2 protein-coding genes are annotated in these 22,707 nt (G+C 46.7%); both read left to right on the forward strand.

Going from position 1 to position 22,707, the window contains the following annotated elements:
• A partial coding sequence (locus B2310_RS07410) for an FISUMP domain-containing protein (protein WP_290730094.1) occupies positions 1-967 on the forward strand: 967 nt, incomplete at its 5' end.
• 116 nt (positions 968-1,083) lie between these two features.
• The gene (locus B2310_RS07415; RefSeq protein WP_290730097.1) at positions 1,084-22,707 is read left to right on the forward strand and encodes a calcium-binding protein; all 21,624 of its coding nucleotides are present in this window, start codon (positions 1,084-1,086) and stop codon (positions 22,705-22,707) included.

Consider the following 22,707-nt stretch of genomic DNA (forward strand, 5'->3'; position numbering starts at 1 on the left):
TCCGGTCGAGGATCTATCCAGCAGCAGCGAGACAAAGGCGTCCAGCAGCAGCGTGCGTTCGTCATCCTCGGCTCCGGTCGAGGATCTGTCGAGTAGCAGTTTTGCAAAATCGAGTTCAAGTGCGAAGTCGAGTAGCAGCTCGGTGAAGTCAAGTAGCAGCATTGCTTCGAGTAGTTCTGCAAAATCGAGCAGCAGTTCTGCAAAGTCTTCATCGAGCGCGAAATCGAGTTCTTCGTCGGTGTCGAGCAGCAGCGAGTATGTGCCGTTTGACCACTCCCAAACATTGGCTGGTGCTTGGCGTATAGGTGAGGATAGATACAAAACTTTTACGGATCCGCGTAATGGCCGTAGTTATTACTATATAACAATAACGGGTACAGATACTGTGCGTGAGGTTGCTTCGGTGACTGTGATGGCTGAAAACTTGAATATCGGTGAAATGGTGCCTGGCGAAAACGACCAGAACAATGATTCCAAGATTGAACGCTACTGCTACAATAATGATACCACCAAGTGCGACGAGTTCGGTGGCCTTTACCAGTGGGCCGAGATGATGCAGTTGCCGAGCCGCTGCAATACCGAAAGCTGTGCCGACCTTATTCAGGAAAATCACCAAGGAATCTGCCCTGATGGCTGGAGGCTGTTTAATTTTAACGACTATGTCATTGTCATAAATGCTGAAGGGAATGATGATGGTGTCAAGGGAATGCGCTCCACATATGGTTTCAGTGGAACGAACAGCAGCGGTTTCTCGCTGACCGGCGCCGGCAAGAGAACCAAAAAGGGGGGGTTTGAACGGTTAAAACAGACTATTTATTGGTTTTATCCACAAGAACACGAGTATGATGAAAATTTGTATGTGCGTAATGGGTATATATCTTCGACAACGGATCATGCTCCGCAAGCAAGTGATGGAGATGAAAAAGTTTTTGGATTCTCTGTCCGCTGTACTAAGCTAGAAGAATAATCAAAATTTTTGAAAATGATAACAACGCACCCCGAGGTGCGCTGTAGTTGTTTTACCTTAAACGGAATTTTTCACGAATTCCACACGAAAAGTTTTAACTAAAAAAGGCCAAAATCATGTCCAAGAACGTTAAGTCCAACAACAAGAACACCAAGAAATCTGCTTCCAAGGCAAAAAAGTTCACCCGCAACAATTACAAGATCGAATCCCTCGAACCGCGCCTGATGATGGATGCCGATTCTGGATTTGACGCAGAGCACTTGAATGACTATGCGGAGCAGATTGAATCTATTTCCGGTAACATTGGGGAGCAGGTCTCTGCCGCGGTGGATTCCATCGATGGCTTCGACGCTTTGAAGCTTGGCCTCGGCGAATACGCCGGCTCCTTTACCACGCTGTTTGGCGAAAGCGTCGATACCCTGAAAACGACTATTGCGGATAAAGTAAACGATGTGCTTGCTCAATCATTGGATATGGCCCACACGGCCATCGAGCAGGCGAATGCCAACCTTGCAGAAGGTGTTGACCCTATTAGCAAACTGAGCCTTTCGGAACTGGTCGATACCTACGTGAAGGATTTCCTTGAAAGCGAACAGGGCGAAGCGTACAGGGGACTCACGTTCTCTGCGGAAGGCTCCAAGCTTACGGTCGGTATCGACCTTTCCGAGACAAAGTCTCTTGAAAACCTCGGCGTCGATCTCGGTTCCTGGGGCAAGGTGTCTGTGGACGGCTCTGCCAATCTCTCTGCAGCTGCCCAGGCTTCTGTTTCTGTCGAACTGGACAAGGACGGGAGCGGTTCTCTTCTTGATAGCGCGGTCGATGTCGAAATCTCTGCCCCGCAAGTGGGAAAACTCGAAGTCTCTGTCGATATTCCCGGTGCCAGCGCTAAGTTCATGAACCTTTCTGTTTCTGAGATCGAATCTGCCGACGAACCTAGTCCGGACTTGAGCCTCAGTTACACGCCCGACGAAGGTGTGACCAAGAATGTCGACCTGGAATTCAAGGTGGAAGAAACTGGAAATCTCCCGTTCTTTGTGGCTGGTGACGGTGTCTTGAAGGTGTCTACCATAGACGGGGAACTCGATGTCCAGGTTCCCGAGTTCAAGCTGAACAAGGACTTCTCCTTAGGAACGGTGCTCAAGGCTGTTGCAGCCAAGAAACTGCCTGTTCTGAACAGCATAAAGATTCCTGTTGGTTCGGGTGAACAAAAAGAGGAAATGTCGGTAGCGGAATTTGCCTCTGAACTGGAAGATTTCTGGAGCTTCGTTCCCGGTGCAATCTATGGTTCTATTGAGAACATGTCGATGAACCTCGCCCAGCTCAAGTCGTCTATCGATTCGTTCGTGGCGGCCAATATTGCAGAATGGGGAGATGTTTTAGATAGTTATGCGTTTGATGTAGAGGGTAACACGAAGGCCCTCGTTGAGGGCGAAAATAGCCTTGTCATGCAGATCAAGCCGATCGCGGGCTCGTTCGATAAATTGAACCTCGGTATGTTCTCGCTGAAAGGTGTTGGTGTAAGCACCGAGATTAATGTGAAGTTTACGTTCAACATGGATGCAGAAGGGAAAATTACGTTCGGTAATGTCGCCCTGCAAGATTTGAACGTGAATATGCAAAAGACGGATATCGAGAGCGTCTCGCTGGAGGGAATCAGTGCGGTTTTCAAGAATGGAGCGTTCGGCTTGGAACTTTCCATCGTCAATAGAAATAATCGTCTTGATGTGGATAAATTTGATGCGGGCTTGACCTACGACAAGCTTGACTTGAACGTTGGCGACGCAATGTTGGCAAGTCTGCCGCAGGGGGCTTTCTCCTATGCCAATGAAAAATGGACGCTGCCCGCCGAGATAACCAACTTTACATCGTTGTTCAGTGAGGAATCTTTTTCGCTGGAGGGCCTGCTGGGTGCAGTCCGGAACGTTCCATACCTTGCCAATTACAAGTTTGCTATAGCCAAGAAGAACCCAGGCGAAAATGAACCGAAGAACTATGTTTTGTCCGTTGTTGACTTTGCTGGTAAAGTTGACGACGCCTGGAAGGGAATCTCGCTTGCCCTGTCGGGTGGTGTAAATGAGGCTGTACAGGGTGCTGAAAACATTGCTGAAGGAGTGGCAATCGATGCCGCTCGTTTGAAGGCTCTCTTTGAAAGTGTCGTCGGTACCAATTTGAGCGGATTGTTCGATAGTGTCACTTTCAAAATGGGCGAAACCGATGCTGTTGACATCTTTGCGGAGGTGATTGGCGAACCGACGGAATTGCCGTCAATTGCGCTGAATGTCGGCTCTAACGAGTTTACGCTAGGCTTTGCAAAGAAAAATATAGCGATGGATGGCTTTAGCATTGATTCTTTCAATGTGAATGCCAAGGCCGATGTTTCTGCCGCTTTGAAAATCAAGCTCAATATTGACCAGAGCGGAAAGGTCTCTTTTGATGGGTTTGATTTCTCCGGCTTCGATATCACATTGTCTTTAGAAGACTTTGCTGATGCCAGTATAACAATTTCGTATGTCGACGGGGAATGGCTGGCTAGCGAGTTCGATTTCGAATCCATAATTGAAGGAATCTCGCTGAGTGCCGTTCTTGATCCTGTTATTAAAAATTTTACAAATAATAAATCTATCCCGAATCTCGATTTGAAGGTAAAAGAAACTCAGACAACCGTTTTGGGTATCTTAGATTCTGTTTCCAATACGTGGGAGAACGTTTCCAAGGCTTTGAAAGCGTCTGTTTCTTTGCTTGGAAGTGGAGACCCGAAGGTTGCCAAGCTCGATGCCGATGCGTTGAGAAATAAGTTTGCGAGCCTGGTTGAAAAAGATGGGGCTGATGAGTTTAAGAATATTATCGACTGTATAAAAATTGTTCCGTCGGGCTCTATGCAGGAATACAATGTATGGGGTAGTGAACTGCAGTCTGCCGTGCTGCCGACCTTTACAGGCAAGGAATATACTTTCGTTTTCTCGCTCCACGAAACTTCGCTTGACAAGTTAAAACTTCCTCTCTTCACTTTGGATAATACTCTTGGTGTGGATTCCGAGATTGCCATAAAGGTGACTATCAAAGCTGTTGACGGAAAAGCCGATTATACACTTGGATTGGAAAAGCTCGGATTTGGCGTAGATATTGGGGGTGCTGTTCAAGGTCTTCCGTTTGCAATCAGCGGAGATTCTTCCGTGAAGGTCTCGTATGACGTCACTGATGGCTGGAAAGTGGACTACCCGGAATTCGAGTTGGGCGGAAATTTTGCGCTCAAGGCTGCTATCACTAGCTTGCTTGAAAATGTAGACATCCCTCTTGAGTTTAAAATAGGAGAAGAACAAAAAGCAGTTGACGATCTTGCTAGCATTATCGTTTCGGATGCGGAAAGCGCTCATAACGCTATAGTGCAGGCTCTTTACTCAGGTGCAGCGAAATTGTCTACTGGGGCGACTTCAAGTATTGATGTGACGATTGAAACTTTGAAGGGGGCTCTGAGCGATGTTCTTGATAGTGAATCAATATTTAAAAGCGTCGAAATTGTAAAACAGGGCTCTAATGCAGGCGATTCTGATAATCTTTGTCCGGTTTTTGGTGAAGGAGAGACTGCTGAGACGGTCCTGAAATTCTCCATTGACGACAGCAGCCAGTGTGCCAAACTTACGTTCAGATTTACTCCTGAGAAGAGTCTTGAAAATGTAAGTTTTGCAGGTGTCAATTTGGGCACGGTCAACATGAGTTGCCCGTTCGATGTGACGCTGACCCTTCATGTTGAGAATGACGGCTCGATAAACTTGAATGGTGTCAAGTTCGACGAGATGACGTTGGAGTTGAAACAGCAGAAAGATAAGAATACAATTTCACTGCCTAGTGGACTTTCTGCTGAACTCGAAGGAGAGTCTTTTGAATTCAAGGCGAGTATAGGTGGTGAAAATCAGGGGATTGATGCATGCCGTTTTCAGTATGACTCTCTTAAACTGATGTACGGTCAAGTCACTTTGCTTGAACAGAAAAAGCCTGAAGACACTACAGATAAACCTGGATTCAGTTATAGTGATGGAAAGTGGAATTTCCCCGATGAAATTACCAATTTGGAAAACATCCTTTCGCCGAAAGACCTCTTTGGCGGCATAGTTAATATTGTTGAAAACTTGTCGATTCCGTATCTTGGAAATGAATTTAAAATTGGCGATGACTCTTACACGATTTCGGGTATTCTAAATAAAGTCAATAATTTCAAAAATAACGTTCTTCTTGCTCTTCGCAACCAGATTGCCTATGCCGATGATAATTTTACCTTAGATCTTGGTAAAGCTAAAACGATTGTTGAAAGTTTTGTTAGTACAAATAATTTGGGGGATTTCTTCTCGGAAATTAATCTGAAATTTGGCGAGGAAAATTCCTATGACCTTCTGGCTGAGGATTTGTACGAGACCCCCATTAATATAGATGGAGGTGTATTTACTGTCGAATTGTGCCCGAAAATTAAATGTGTGCAAACTGATTTGGGTGATTTCGAAATTGAGGCTGCTTTTGCAATAGAAGTTTCCGTTAGCATGGATGGAGAATCTGTCGATTTTGGTTATAATTTTAAACAATTTGAACTGAAAGCTCCTGGTATAACAAGCAGTAGCCTTGGTGGGTTGCTTAAAATTGACGATGAATGTTTAAAATTGACAGTTTCTGCTAATGAAGTTAAGATTTCCAAGGTTGAACTGAATGATGAATTTGATGTTGGATCGATCTTGTCGTTAGAAGGCATTCTTGGCGTCTTAGATAATATTAATATTCCGTTCATAAACCAGCCGAAATTTTCTGTGCTTGGTCAGGACTATAGCATACCGCAAATTGTCCAAAAACTTGATGAATGTTGGAAAATTGCGCAATATGGTGTATACGATGCTTTCGCCGATGGAAAACTTGACTTTAACAAAATAAAGGATGCGTTCTCTGGTTATGTCAATGGCCTGGTGCCTTTGGATAAAATTCAGATTTTGACAAAAGAGTATTCAGAAAATTGGGATGGCACTAATCTGGTTGATTTGCTCGGCGCAAATACGATTGCCGCCCAATCTCTTGCTCTGGAAAAGGGTGAACATTCCTTGCTGTTTGCCATTTCTCCCAAACAACTCCAGTTGCTTGGCGATGGCGGCTTCAATTTGGGTATTTTTGATGTTGCGTCGTTAAGTGCGGAATGCACGGTATATTTAAAACTTAATATTAAAGTTGATAAAGATGGAAAACTTTCCATTAATAACGTCGATTTGGAACGTGTAGACCTGGATTTTAGCACTTCGCTTGATTCGATGAATTTAGGCCTCTTTGAAGTTGAGATTGATGGCGGGAAGGTTGATTTTAGCGTTTCCATCGGAGATGGCGTAAAGCCCAAAGAGCTGAAATTGGGCTACAGCTCCCTTACTTTGAAAGCCGGAGATTCGTTTGAACTTCCTAAGATTACGAATGAGGATGATGACAACTTTTCATACAATTTTGACTCAAGGGAATGGGCGCTTCCGAATAGTATAAAGCAATATATGTCTCTTTCAGGAGACTCGCTGATCAATCAGGTCCATGTGGTGCTGAATTCGTTACAGTCTGCTCTGCGTAGCCTGGTTGAAAGTAAGACCAAGCTCGACTTCCTTGACGGCTCTATTGATAAGGTCGTAGATATTGTCGATAAGGTTGAAGCGGTTGTTTACGGGGATGGTTCTGAAAACTGCGATTTCGGCCTCATGAAATGTGTGGAAGGCCAGTACCAAAAGAATTTTGGTAACATTAGCACGTTTGTTGAGGTGTTTAATAAATCCTGGAGAACGGTTTTTGGCGTAGATGATAATGTTGTTTCGCTCCAACCAGTAGAGGGCGAAAACAATATTGTTCTGCTTGATTTCGCTTTGAAGTTCGGCGTCGAAAAGGCCTTCGGGCTTGACTTGGCCAATGTGCTTAAGGACAAATTGGAAAATATTTCTACACATGGGTACGTTTCGATAAAAGCCGATGCTACGATTTCATTTAATTTGAAAATTGATTTCTCTGGCGAGAAATTAGAAAAAGATGCGAAACTTTCTGAAATAGGTCTATTTGAGCTTGATAACGAGGAAAATCCGACGAAGGCTTTAAGAGAAGTTGACGGCGTTCAAAAGGATATTTCTGTAAATGAATGGTACATCACCTATGAGATTCCCTCAGAAAAAACCTTTGATGAAGATTTGTTCATCAAATTAACTTCGAATGTTAAAGAAACAGAAGGTCGATCGGAACTTGGAATAGTTAAGATAAAAGAAGGGGTTTCGTTAAGTTCTTTAAGGTCTGACTGGTACGAAAATTCACCATCTGAAACGGATTTTGAAATCTCTTACACGTCGTCAAGGCAAATTGTTATCACATCAAAACAAGAATTTGTTATTGAAAAGGGTGACAATCTGGATAAAAAGACCTCCGGTGGCGATTCCTTTGCCGAATTGAAGCTCTCCGGTACGAACCTGCAGACGATGTACAAGGTTCAGAGAGATGATGAATGGACTATTCATGTTCTTAAATCTGGAGAAGACAGTCCGAAAGATGTAAAAATTAAGAATGATTTTTTTCAAAAACTTGGCGATGGATATATTCAGGGTAAAAATCTTAAAGATCAATTGAACGAGTATCTTTCTATTCAGAATACTATTGATGAAGTGGATAAGGGTCGTTCCATCATGAACACATATGGCTTGTATGTGGTGGATGTTGATGAGGACAATATTATTTTCGGTTGCGATTCTCGAAGAATTCAGGGAAATCTGGATACCGACAATATCCTTTATTACCTTTATGATAATGGCGCTGAATATGGTAAAAAGATTACCTACATGCGAATCTCCGGTGAACTTACTCCTTCGATCGGAAAGCATGGGGCGCTCGTTGCTAGTGGTACAAATAAAGTATTTATAGAATTTGACAACGCAGCTGATGATGTTGACTCTGTGGCAGAAAAATTCAAGGACCTATACAAAAAATATGTAGATTCAGATGTTCCTGATGGCTTAGGCAATGAATTTGTATTTACTATAGACTCAATTAATCTCAAATTTGAAAAAGAAGAGAAAGGAGATGCCTGGTGTATTTCGCTAAAGAGCACTGATGGTGCATCTGTCGAATGGTTCGATCATATCTTGGAATTGAAATTCTCCGATGTCAACGATGATTCTGAAACAATATATGTCAACACGGAACAATGCTCTTCGGTTTCGTCTCTTGCAAAGGCGATTAAAGATACGATAGACAATTGTACGCAAGACGATGATATTCTTTCCAAAATATCTTCGGTCATGGTGGTTGACGGGAATATTGTATTCTCTGTAAATGATGAAGTCAAAATAGTCGGGACTACTGAAGAAATAAAGGCTGATAAGAATGATTTTAAGATAGGCGATAAAAAGGTCGATTTCCAGAAAGATTGGAATGCAAGCGATCTTAAAACGCTGACGCTTGCAGAACTTCTTGCGAATATTAATGCTCAACTTGCTTCTGATTATATTGTAGAAATCGTAGATGACCATCTGGAAATTTTTGGAAGTCAAGAATTTACCTTGACGTCCTTTGGTTCCAGTAAGGCTCTCGAATGGCTTGGTTTTAGTTCGGGACAAAAGGCAAAAGAAAATGCGGGTGATTACCGTATTGTTGGCTCTGCACTTCAGAATCTTGACTGGTCGAAAAAGATTAGCCTTGAAGAAATTATACTTGGAGCAACCCTTACCGTTTCGATGGGAACCGACCTGCACGAAATCGAGGAGGTGCGTAAATCAGGAAATTCCGTTACTCTTGAGCTTAAATCTGCTGAAGGTGATGTTAGAGCAGATGTTTCTTACGCTGTAGGCGGTTATATTGCTGTCGGTAGCGATTATTATAAAATAGAAAACGTTGATGCTGAGGCTGGAACTCTTACTGTATCGACGGTTTCGATTGACGGGGATACGCTTGATAATGCCGATAAAAAGGAAACTTGGGAAACAGCAAAGTATGCGGCAAGTGCGTCGGCTTCGTATAAGTTTGTTGGAGCAGACCTTATTGCGAAAGGTGTAGTTGGGCTTGAGTTAGAATTCGGCTTGGAAAAAGCTGAAGAGATAGATCCGAATAATATATTTGGGTATAAAGTAAATCCAGTGACGCTGGAGCCTGTTGATGGTTCAAATGAATTTATTGCAACAGCTTATGCTGATTTGTTTGGTTATGACATAGAACTGGCTGAGGTGACTCTTGAGGTTGTAAAACCCAATGGGTTTGCGAAATTCGAAGATCACTCGGACTCTAAATTGATACAAGATAATTATAGGTTGGCCAGTAATGTTGAACTGGGTGATGGCGTTAAGAGCATACTTGACAGCTTCAAAAATTTCTCGATAGAAAAGCTCTATGTAGTGCTTGAAAATCTGATTGAACGTATAGATGATGTTACGGATAAAGTTAAGGATAAAAAGATTCCGGTTATCAACAAGACTGTTGGTGATTTGGTAAGTGTGGCGAACGATTTGCGCAGCATTATCTCGACGCTCCGAGCCGAAAAGATTACAAGCCTCCAGCAGTTCGGTGATTTGCTGAATACTTATCTTGAAAAATTCAATCTTTCTTCGCGTACAGACGGGAAAAAGCTCTTTAATATAAGGTTTGACAAGGATTATCAGGCAGTTTTCTTTGACTTCGATGTGGTAAAGGCTATCGGTGTACGCCATAGGTTCAGCTTTGGCAAAGAGGATTCCGGCATCCAGGGAAACATTGACTTGGATGTCTCTGGTGATTTCTGGTTTGCGCTTTCTGCAAAGGTGGTATTTGGCGAGGAATTTGACCTTGTGCTTACGGAACCCATTCAATTTGGTGCCGAAATTGCAATTTCGGGCGACAAACTGAATTTCGATTTGGGTGTCACGGGTGGCGGCTCAGGCATGCTCAGCAACTTGATTTCTGTTGGCGAGAATAAGGACCAGCAGTCGTTTATCCACGGCAAGGTGGCTTTCTTGGGTTCTGTGAGCGGTAAAGATTCTGGTTCTTTCTCCATTAATGATCCTAAAGGCGTTAAGATTGATTATGCTTTACCTATTGTTCTTTTCGGACGACTCCCGATTACCGTATGCGAGATGTCTTTGGGCGATGTCCTTGTGGGCCGATTCAATAATAATGCCGTTGAATTAGTCAATTGCACGTCTTTCGATAATGCCCAAGACGAAGTCGAAAAAATAATGGGTGCTATCAAGGAGGACTGGAAAGATGGCGAACTCACCGACGCAAATAAAGTTTATGACAGCTTTGATTTTGGCCTGAGGCTTGGGAACGAAGACAATAAATCTCAGTTCGATGGGCGGTTGATTGCTGACTTCTCGAGTGTGTACGAAAGGATATTGGAACTTGCCGATTTCGCCAACATGGATTGGTTCAGCCAGATTAAACTTGCTGTGTCTGGCTTGAACAATCTGTTCGAAATGCTCGAAAGCAATATCAACGGCGGTATGGCCAGCTCCATCAAGTCTGTCCCGGTTGTGGGTTCTGCCTTGAGCACCGGTGTCGACTTCTTGAGTGTGTTGAAGAACAAGGTACTTGACCCGTTCTCGAAGTTTGTTTACGAATCGACGGGCTTGACAGCCGAGATGGTCGCGAAAAAGATGAACGACCTGTTTGGATTGGGCTTTTTCCTGACTCCGGAATATGATGTTGGTTCAGACGAAGGCGATTCCTACTATTTCGGTTGGAACGGAGATAAGACCGGGTGGAAACAAGTCGACGGAAAGGGGACGTGGTACCGCAGCACCAAGGAATCGGCGGAATGGTACTTCAACCTGGGCGGCGTGTATGAATTCGGGACCTCGGTGGGCTTTGATCTTGGCTTCCCCGGACTGGCGCTCGCCGCGGATGGCGGTCTCGCTCTCTCGCTCTCATGGTCGCTGGAATTCGGATTCGGTATCTCGAAGCAGAATGGTTTCTACTTTATCTTTAACGACGGCAATGAAATCAATGTCAAGGCTACGGCTGAGTTAGATGCTGATATAAGCGCCTCGTTGGCTGGGCTCGGCTTGACGTTGTCGACAAAGGGAAAAGATAAAGATGGTAATAATCACAAAGCTGCTGTTGAACTAAGTTTCGGAGTCGACTTGAATAATCCGAGTGATTCTTCGGCGGAGACATACGATTCCAGACTTGGCGCTTCGGAGCCGCTCGATGCGGATGGAGTGAAAGAATGGATTACAAAAGAAAAGACCGATGATGATCCAGATGATAAGATAAAAAAATTTACGAAAAAATACGGCTTGGTGAAGGTGTCCGATGCTTTTGCCGTGCCCAAGTTTGACTTTGAAGCGTCTGTCAATATCTATGCCGGTATAGATGTCGGTGTCGGCAAGGATGCCGGCCGCGATACGCCCAAGTTCCCTAACATTTCGGGTGATTTTGAATTTGATTGGGCGTTCAAAGAAGTGTCGGGCGTAAAAAAACCGACTATCAATTCCCTAGCTTTCAAAAATCTTGAATTCGATATGGGTTCCTTTATCGGGGGCGTGCTCGGGCCAATCGTTTCCAAGATTCAGACGGTCATAGAACCGCTCGAGCCGCTTATCGACTTCCTGATGACTCCGTTCCCGGTGCTTGATGACCTGGGAATTAAGATTACCCCGCTCGACCTTGCCAAAAAATACAGCAAGGGCAAGTTTGATGACGGTATGATTTATGCCATCAAGGACTTGATTTTGATTTCTAAGACGATTTCGACTTCCAATGGCAAGGGAATTAAGATTAATCTGGGTAATTTTGTTCTGATGGATGGATCTGGTTCCGATTCTGAAGAATTGTCTGAGAAATTCTTAAAAGGGGAGAGTGCGCTTTCTTCGATAGATGTAGACGAATACGCTCCTGATCAATCTGGTATTAAAGAGGCTGCCGACAAAGAACTCAAAAATCAGGGCTTCAACATTCAGGGAGAAAGCAGCTGGAATTTTATCTGGAACAATCCGTCGAAGATATTCCAGATGCTGCTTGGCGAAGATGTTCCCCTTGTCGAATACACGATGCCCAAGCTTTGCTTTGACTTTGACTGGAATACGTTCGTGCGCATCTGGGGCCCGCTCGGTGCGCGCCTGGGCGTGACGTTCAACGCCTCTATCCAGCTTGGCTTTGGTTACGACACGTTGGGCATTCGTCAGTGGATTGCTAGTGGCCGCAAGGACTATGGCCGCCTGGTCAATGGCTTCTACGTGATGGATAAGGACAAAAATGGCGTCGATGTCAACGAACTTTCGTTCTATGGCGGCTTGACAGCCGCCGCCGAACTCAATGCCGGTGTGAGTGCCGGTGTCGGTGGCGGTGTGGGCATCAATGTCGGTTTCAACCTGTTTGACCCCAACAAGGACGGCAAGGTTCGCCTCAGCGAAATGAAGCAAATCATTGGCGAATTGGGCCTGTTCGGCATATTCGATGTAAACGGCAAGATTACCGCGAAGCTCTATGCTTATGTTGACTTGTGGCTATATACCAAGAAGTGGAACATTACGGGCGACATAACCTTGTTTAGTTTCGATTACGAACATAAACTTGCGCCTGTGATGGCTTCAAAGGACGAGAATGGCAATATTGTGGCGCATATTGGCCCGAATGCTGGCGACAGAGTTTCGACTGACAATGATAATCCCACTCTCGAAGATGGTAATGAAACATACATTGCGGAATTGACGGAGGATGCAGAAGTTAAATGGGGCGATGGCAAGAAAGTAAGTACAGAAAAGGGTAAATGGCATCGAATAAATGGCGATGCCGGTGATGACTACATCAAGTTGACTGGAAAGGCCGGTCTCAACCTTGAAATTTATGGTGGCGAAGGTGACGATGTAATCGACCTTTCCGAACTCGACTTGAATGGCTATACCGTAATTATCGTTGGTGGAGCCGGTAATGATACCATTATTGGTGCTAATGGTGGTATGAATATCATCTATGGCGATGATGGGTATGTACCTCCCGATGAGGATGAAGGTAAAAAGAATGGTAAATTCTATGTCGAAGGCTATGTAGATGCTGGTGCCGCCGGTAACGATGTCATTGTCGGCGGTGCCGGAAATGATGTCATTTTCGGTGGTGCCGGTAACGACAAAATCGACGGACTCGATGGTGACGACCTGATATTCGGTGATGGCGGCAAGGCTCTCTATGATAATGGAACCGTTGGGGGGGCTTCTCGAAGCGATGTCAGCCTCGATGGTGGCGATGACTTGATTATTGGCGGCAAAGGCAATGATACGGTCTTTGGTGGTTCGGGCAACGACCGGGTTGACGGTGGCGCCGGCGATGATGAAATTCATGGAGAACGCGGAAACGATCGTATATTTGGCGGTTCGGGCGATGATGATATCTATGGCGGTTCCGGTCACGATATCGTTTATGGTGGCAATCTGATACAGATAAACGTTGATTCCGAATTTAGTAAGGATTTCTTCAGTAAAGAACTTATTGCAAACCAGTTTGCCAAAAATAACTTTGAAGTCGCTAAATCGGAATTCAGTTTTGCTCTTGATAGTGCTAAATTCAAAGATGGTACTGACGCTAAATTGAGTGGTGAGGATTCTGATTCAGATGGCATAGACCACATCTATGGTGGCGAAGGCGATGACCTGATTTTCGGAGCTGAAGCGAACGACGTCATTGAAGGTGGCATTGGTAACGATGTCATCGATGGCGGTACTGGTGACGACAACATCCAGGGTGGTATCGATAATGATATCATCTATGGTGGTGAAGGTGACGATGTCATTGATGGCGGCGCTGGTAATGACAGCCTGTATGGCGATAAGGGAGTTGCTAGCGGTTATACTAAAGGCTCAGACGCGTTTAATGGAGAAAAGATCACCTTTGGCGAAAATCTTGGCTTGGGCGGAATATTCTACAAGGATGCCAAAAGTGGGCCGACTGACGGAAATGACAAAATCAAGACCGGCCCCGGCTTGGATTTCGTTGATGGCCAGGGTGGCAGCGACCAAATCTTCGTGAACTTGATGGGCGGAAGCGAAACCAGTTATGTGAACATCACCGATTCTGGAGAAGGCCAGTTCGATAGGGATGTGCTCACTATTGAAGCCACGGAATATGCAGACAACTTGTTGATGCGAATGAACGAAGCTGGGACTCTTGGTTTTGTAGCGTTGTTGCCTGAAGATGGTGACGTATCTAGCACGAATGCCAATAAGAATATCGAACGCGTCAACTTTACGAATGGTATTGACGTTGTTAATTTGTATGCGAACGGTGGCGATGACAAGGTTGTCGTTGATGGTACTGCGGCTGTAACGAATATTGATGGCGGCGCCGGAAACGATACCTTCCAGGTTGGACAGCTCTACAACTCCGATCGAAAGGCTGGTACACAGAGCATTGCTTCTGAAGATGGATTCAAAACTATTCAGAATTCCGATGGAAAATACCTGAGTGAAGGTGTGTCTGAAGGTTCTAAGTTGAACATTGATGGTGGCGTTGGTGATGATACCTTTACCGCTCTGCGCAACGTCGGTTCTTTGAACATGGCTGGCAGCCGTGGCAACGATGCGTTCTCGGTATACAACTATAAGACTATGAGTGGGGATATCGTTGTCAACGGAACTCGCTCGATTGATGGTGGAACCGGAATAGATAGCGTAAATGTCTATGGCACCGAAGGTGACGATACTGTTGTTATTACGAAGGAAGGCTTGCTTTCTGAATCTGGTGGTATCAAGGTTGCCGGTGTAGAATACTCGAATTTTGCAGCTGGTGCGGGTGACGATGAATTCTATGTCGCCAGCAACAATGCGGGTGAGACGACTACGATAAACGGCGGTCATGGCAATGATACCGTGTCTGTTGGTGGTCTTGATTTGGATAGTCGTCCGCTTCGAAATGCCGATACCGATGGTCAGACCAATACTTTGACATATGAAGTGTTGTCGGCTGATTCTGATGATTTGGATGACGATGAAAAGAAGATCTGTTTTGTAAATTCTGATTTGGAAGACAAAAAGTATCAGCAGAAATTTGTTGTGATGGATACGAGCGCAGCTCCTGCCGTGTTTGTGTCTACTTCTGAAACATATATTGCTGATAATGGGCTTGTCATTCAGGAAGGTGGAGTTGGTTCGTTCTTTGTCGGCTATTCCGGAAACCTGAAAGAAGGGTCGATTACGGTCGACTTGAACATTCCGTTGCTTTCCACGTCCATGCTTCAGGCTGGTGACAGGGGAATCCTGATTAAGAAAGATTCTGACACAACATATTCGGATCATGTTCAGATTGTCTTTGATGGAAAAAATACGCAACCGGTAAAGATAAATGTCAAGGCCCTTTCGGATTCTTTGTCCGAAGAAGATGTTGTCAAGTCAATTTCGTTGAGCAGCGTTTGGACTTATACGAATAAAGGCGAAATACTTAAAAAACTGCTTTCCAAGTCTGCAACGGCATTCTCGCTGAGTGTTAAGGATGATAAAAAAGTCTCCAAAAATGACGAAGCGAAGAAATTGCTTACGAGGACCGAGGAGTACACGATTGGTGGAAGTGCTGTTGCTCTGGGCGAATTTGGCGTCGAATTGCATGGTGCGAATAAGTCGAACATCCATGTTTATCTGGAAAATAGCGATAAGACAATTGAATATACCAGTATAGATGACAAAGGTGTTTTGACCATAAAGAATTATACAAATGACCTAAAAGATAAGGTTCTTATCGTTAATTATCGTTCCAATACAATGAAACTTGATGGGTCGAAAATCCATCTTGCTTACGATGATGTTGCCAGTTTGTCTTCTGTTAAATATGGAACCGAGACTGTCTACTGTGGCGCAGATAAAGCATCGAAGGAAAAGAAGGATATTTATTACGAGCTGAACGGAAATGTCCTGGTATTCTTCAATACGTCGAACCAGCAACTCGCGACATTGCATGGTGAGGTTTCTGTTGGTTCAGGCACGTTTGCTGGTGCGGAAACGAATATCCAAAATGGTGATTCCTTCAAACCCTGCGATTTCTTGACGATTAAACGCGTTGGTGATACTGCTCAACAAAATCAGTATGTGCTTGCTGAAAAGTATCTCGAGACGGAATTGAAGGATGGACATCATGTTCCGACGGGAAACACAGAACGTGATACGAGTTGGAACTCCATGACTTTCGATATTACATACAACAAGGATATACCTGACGGTAAATCGTTGTTTGTTAAGGTGTCTGCTTCCGAAGTTATATCTAAGATGTTGGACGGAAATAAAGAAGTTCAACTCTTGATTTATGATAATAAAGACGGAATAGCGAAATCTTCCGTTGTTCTGGAATTTAAGAAAGGGTCTGCATCAAATACAATAACTGTTTTCGCAAAAGCAGATGCCATTGATGAAGAATACGGTATCGTTACTTTCGATGGAAATAGCGACAAGCGTATTAACCAAGTTGAAGGCATTGTTGATGCTTATGGTAAGGGAACAAGCGACATTGCCGGTGTCGATAATCCGGAACTTCTCCATTATAATCATAAGATTGAAAGCGATTCCGGCTTTGTTTGGGCTTCGAAGTTTAATGAGAAAAATACCTATGACTTAGACAGTTTGGCTAGCGTGAAGTCTGTTTCTGGCAATACAGTCATTGTCGAAATCAAGGAAGGAGAGACTCCTACTAAGGGTGGTACGGTCAAGTTTGTTTCGGAAAAGAACGAATCAGAATGGTTCCGTATTGATGGTGACCCCATTGTGGGGGAGGGTACTTATACTCTCACGTTGAACAAGTCTATTGAAACTTCCTTGAGCGGATTCAAGGCTATGTTCGCTGGGCAGAAGGACTACCTCTTTGAAAGCGAAGACGACTGTGTTGATCGTATATTCGTGAATAACCAGGATTCGAATGTCGATGCCAACAGCGCTCTTGAAAATGCCAATGTGGAAAGCGTTGACGATTCCGTCAAGTTTACGCATACAGAACTCAAGGAAAAGGTTGTTGCAAGCGAGTTCGAATTTGGCGAATTCAATTTGGGTACAGGTAAGGATACCGTCAATATCTCTAAGACCATTCATGGCCATGTTAATCAGACTACAGAAAAAGAATTCCAGACGTTCACGGTCGTGAATACCGGCGACGATAAAACCGATAATCGTGAGACCGATGATGATATTACCGTTACGGATTATAACGCTAACGACGGTCAGCTGGTTATCAACGCCCAGGGCGGCAACGATAAGATTACCGCAAAGGGAAGCTTGATTACCAAGGACGGTATGGTTGTTCTGGGCGGTGCTGGAAACGACACCATCGATGTCGATAAGGGTATTATCGCCTTTGGTGACAAGGGTAACATCCAGTATATGGATGGCAATAATGTCGTTACGGAGCTTGGCTATTATAAGGAAGACTCCGGTGAGCATAAAGCGGGTGATGTTATTTTCACAACTATTCCTAAGGATAGAGATAGTAATTTCATCCAAAAGCAGACCGATGGCATTGCCCGTGGGGCGACTTCTATTGCGTCCGTAATGCCTAACGAGGGCGGAGTCGATAAAATTACTGCCGGCGGACAGATGAGTGTTGTTGTCGGTGGCTTTGGTGGCGACAATATCTCTGTAACCGGAGAAAAGAACGTTGTTCTTGGCGACAATGGTGTCGTGAACTTCCATAACGAAGGTTCGGCAACGTCTTGGCGCGAAAACAACATCAAGATTAGCCTCGAAAAGGTTCAGACGACAAATAATTCTATTGGTGAGAAAGATACCATTGGTATTGTCGGCAGCCATAACGTTGTCATGGGCGGAAATGGTGATGACGATATCACCATCGGCGAAGCCGGCAAGGGAAATGGGACCGATAACGTTGTCCTTGGTGACGGTGGTGTTGCCAACTTTACGCCGGGTGTCGCTACGACCGAAAACTTTATGGTCAATGCTGCGGTTGAATCCGTGAAGACTGAGGAAGATTCGGTCGGCGCTGGGGACACTATCGAAATCTATGGCGGCCAGAATACTGTTATGGGTGGCGCTGGTGCCGATATAATCACGATTGGCGAAGAAAACAAGGACGACAGCGAAGAAGTCAAGATCAATGGTGATGAAAATGTTGTCCTTGGCGATGGCGGCTCCTATGTTGTCGACAAAGATAAGGGCGAGGTGAAGGTTCATACTCATGATCTGTCGGTGACTGAGGATAAAGAACCTGATTTTGTCGATACAATCACTATCCATGGTGGTCAGAATACAGTCATGGGTGGCGTTGCCGGCGATAATATTGACATTTATGGTGCCGACAATATTGTCCTCGGCGATGGTGGCGAATCTATCCGCGAATGGAATGCGGATAATGAGGTCTACGATTCCATCAAGTCTGTCGAAACGACGGACGATAGTAATGGCGGCATCGATACCATTAACATCCATGGTGGCAAGAATGCCGTTATGGGTGGTGCCAAGGGTGATAAGATTACCATTGGCGACGGAAAAACCAGTGATGGCAATGAAAACGCTGAAGATGATAATGAAAATCAGAATGGTAATGAAAACGTCGTCCTTGGCGATGGCGGCTCCTATGTTGTCGACAAAGATAAGGGCGAGGTGACTGTCAAAACGTCTCGAGAAGAGGTTGACGACACTGTCGTTATCCATGGTGGTGAAGATACCATTAAGATTTATGGCGGCCAGAATACCGTTATGGGTGGTGCCATGGGCGATGGAATCGATATTTACGGTGCCGACAACATTGTCCTCGGTGACGGTGGCATCGCCGTTCGTGAATGGAACAGCGAGAAGAAGGTCTACGAGGCAATCAAGTCCGTCAAGACGACTGACGATGAAAATGGCGGTGTCGATACTATCAACATCTATGGCGGCCAGAACGCCGTGATGGGTGGCTTTGATGGCGATAACATCACTATCGGTACGCAGAATGGCGCAACAAGCGATAACAACATCGTGCTGGGCGATGGAGGCGAATACAATAACGAAGCTTCTGATTCGGCCTATATCCAGACTCAGAGTGATGGCATTGGTGGCGAAGACCACATAAAGGTCTATGGTGGCCACAATGTCGCTATGGGCGGATTTGCTGACGATGATATTGAAATCCACGGTGGCGAAAACGTTGTCCTCGGTGATGGCGGCATTGCCAATTACGACAAGAAGCCTGATGCGGCAACGGTGAATGAGTTCATCAACTCCGGCCTTCGCTACGTCGAAACCACGAGTGATGATATCGGCGGTCACGATGATATCGACATCTTTGGCGACACGAATGTCGTTATGGGTGGTGCCGATGGTGATATAATCGATATTGCCGGTAATGACAACGTTGTTGTGGGTGACGGCGGCAGGTACGATATTTACGATACATATCGTACAGTGCAGACCAAGTCCGAACAGGACGGTGGCCATGATGTCATCCATACCAACGATGGGAAGAACATCGTGATGGGCGGTATGGATTCCGACGAAATCACCACGGGAGCCGGCAACGACATCATCCTCGGCGATGGTGGCTTCGCGAAGGTCGATCGCGACTTCAATGCGATATATGTCACCAACGAAGGCCGCAACATCGAAACGCTTGACAAGGACGAGCAAGTCGTTGTCCGCGAAGACGGAACGGCCGGAGCCGATACGATCATCGCTGGCAATGGTGACAACGTTGTCTTTGGTGGTCTCGATTCTGACGATATCACGACGGGCAACGGGCAGGATGTTGTGTTCGGCGACAACGCCTACGCGACATTCCGCGGCAACGCGAACGAGGCGTTCGAACAGGTGGGCGACCGCCAGAACGTCCCGGATGTCTACGAAGAGGCGACCCTCAGCTTCAACTTCCAGGGTGCTTCGCAGACGGGCCTCAACGCGGGCGACTTTGTCGGTGCGTACAACGAGGAAAACGGCGACGATTACCGCAGCAGCAACTGGAACAACATCTCGGGCTCGCTTGCAGGTACATACGGCAACGATGACCGCGAAGTCGTGAACATGGATAACCTCGATGCGACGGGCGAAAAGTCTGCCGACGAAACCCGCGTGCGCGCAAGCGGCGTGAGCGTGAGCTACGGCGGCATCGAGAGCCATCGCAACACGAGTACGGACAACCGCATCAACCTGCAGGCCTACAACCTTGGCCTCTGGAATGCGCAGTACGACAAGAACGCGAAGCTCATGAATTCGGGCCTGATGACGACTGCTCCCAACGCGCAGTGCGAAAATAAACTCGATGTCCAGATGGACGGCCTTGCCCAGTACTTCACCAGCTACAGGGTGGTGGTGTACCTCGACATCCCGGATTCTCATTCTGCGGCAAACAACAGCATTCGCAAGGTGAGCCTGTATACAAACGATTCGGAAGATCCGATCAAGACCTTCTATGTGAAGGACAATGCTGGTCACAACTTCCATGGTTCCTACGAACGCTCGACTGCCGAAACGGCCGCTTCCGCGATGGAAGCGAACTACGTGGTGTTTATGGTCGATGAGGGCGTTGCTGCCGACCGCATCCGCGTGGTTATCGAGGAGGCGGATCCCAATGCCCAGAACGGAAAGAATCTCCCGGGCATCGCCGCTATCCAGGTCAGGGGCACGCTCCACAAGCAGGATGTCGCCGCGACGACCGATATCGATTTCGGCGGTAACGATACCATCCGTACCGACCTCGGCGATGATATCGTGGTGGGCGGTACCGGCGGCGACGATATCACCACCTTCGGTGACGAACGCTACTGCATCCACGACAACGACGTTGTCTTCGGCGACAACGCGAAGATTCTGCTTACCGACCGCGACAGCGACGAATCTACGGCTTCGACCATCTCGACTGCGGAATCTGTGGCCATCACGAACATCGATGCGATTTACGATGACCTCATCAAGACCGGCAACGGCAACGATACCGTTGTGGGCGGCGTCGGGGCGGATACGATCAATGCCGAGGCGACTGCGGCCGCCGACACGATGCTGGAGGACATCAACGTGCTCTCCATCAACTTTACCCGCGAGCATTCCGATTCTACGGACGCGATTGCGCAGGGTGAGGCGGCAGGCGTCGTGGTGGATACCGACTGGCACAACTTCTACCGCAACGACCGTGGCGTCATTGTATCGGAATCTGTGCGCGGTCAGGAATCCTCTCCCGAGTACAACAACAAGATGAACAGCCTTTCGAACAACCCCACGGCGAGCAATCCGTATGCTGTCGAGGAGGGTGTCGAGGTTCAGCTTTACGGCAAGAACCACGGGCAGCGCCAGACCGTCGCAAGCTTCACAATCGAGAACTACGATGAACTGGATGGTGACACTTCGAACTCGAAGCTGTTCAACACCTACCTTGCGGCACAGCAGAGCGAAGAGATTGTCCTGAAGCTCAAGAACATGAACAGCTTCGTGAGCAATTCGAATAATACGGTTTCTTCGACCTACGACCTCTACATCTACCTCGGTGGCGACAACAACGATACCGATACGTACAACTACCTGTACCAGGTGAAGTTTACGGGTCACAATGGCGTGTCTCAATACCGTTACCTGAACGACTGGACGGGCCACAAGTTCGACGGCGACTACAAGGAGGCTACCTGCTCGTCGCAGAGCGAAGCCGAACGCATGCTGCAGATGGCTTTGAACGAGTCGGCCCATGATTCGGCGGCTCCGCGCCTTGAACTGGTGGGCAACTACGTGGTGTTCCGCGGCGTGTCGGGCGATGTCGCCGATATCCGCATCAGGAACATCTACACGAGCTCCGGTCAGCATCCGAAGAACCTCCCGATGATTTCGGCGGTGCAGGTCGTATCGGGCGATGGCCGCTATGCCGGCGAAACGGACCTCGGCGGCGATCACGACAAGGACCTCGTCTATGGCGACGACGCGAAACTCGTATTCGACATGGATGTTCCTTACGATGCCGATGTTGCGGATGTCTCGAAGTTCAAGAATCGCGTTATCGAGGCCAAGTCTGTTGCCATTGAACACGATGCGGTGACTTCGATTTCGACCAACGATACGATCACGACGGGCAGGGACCGCGACGTGGCCGTGGGTGGCGAAGGTGCCGACACGATTACGATGGGTGAAGGCGACGATATCGCCCTCGGTGGAAGCGCGAACCTCGTGCTCGAACACAACAACCCGCTGGGCGTGTTCACTCCCAATACCGAGATTGCGCTCGACCAGCATACCATCGACACGACGCAGCACCAGAACTACCTCGACAACGACAACGCGAACGTGTGGCAGTTCCAGAGCAGGCTCGACCAGAACCACATCCAGGGTATCGATACTTCCGTGTCGAACGAAAACGACCGCAAGGATACCATCGATGTTGGCGAAGGCAGGAACCTCACGTCGCAGGGCTCCGACAGCACAGCGCAGCTTGTGGTGCCGAAACCCGTGATTGTCGATGACGACGGGCAAGAGGGCAGCGGAGAAGCCTCTACGCCGACGCCTCCGGTTGTGGCTCCAGACGACGGAACGGTGGTGATTGACCAGGAAGGAACTTCGACCTTGGTTGAAATTGCTGCCGGCGAGACTGTGGAAATCGTGATTACGGATTGGGACGAGGGCAACCAGTATTACCATCCGAACGTTTTCCTGCAGTTGAACTGCTCCGACAACACGAGGCATAAGCTGTCTGTCACCTGGGATGGTCAGCAGACTGACCCGACGGTGTATTTGCAGAACTATGCAGAATTCGACATTCCTGATGTGGCAACTGTCGTGGGTGAACACAAGATTGTCTTGAGAATCACTTCTAGAGACTCCATCTCGCTCATGGCAACTGTTGCTCATCGGTAA

This window comes from Fibrobacter sp. UBA3629, from assembly GCF_002374005.1.
Classification (GTDB): domain Bacteria; phylum Fibrobacterota; class Fibrobacteria; order Fibrobacterales; family Fibrobacteraceae; genus Fibrobacter.

Coding starts and splice junctions, on each gene's coding strand:
- B2310_RS07415 (WP_290730097.1), top strand. CDS start 1,084: ATGTCCAAGAACGTTAAGTCCAACAACAAGAACACCAAGAAATCTGCT.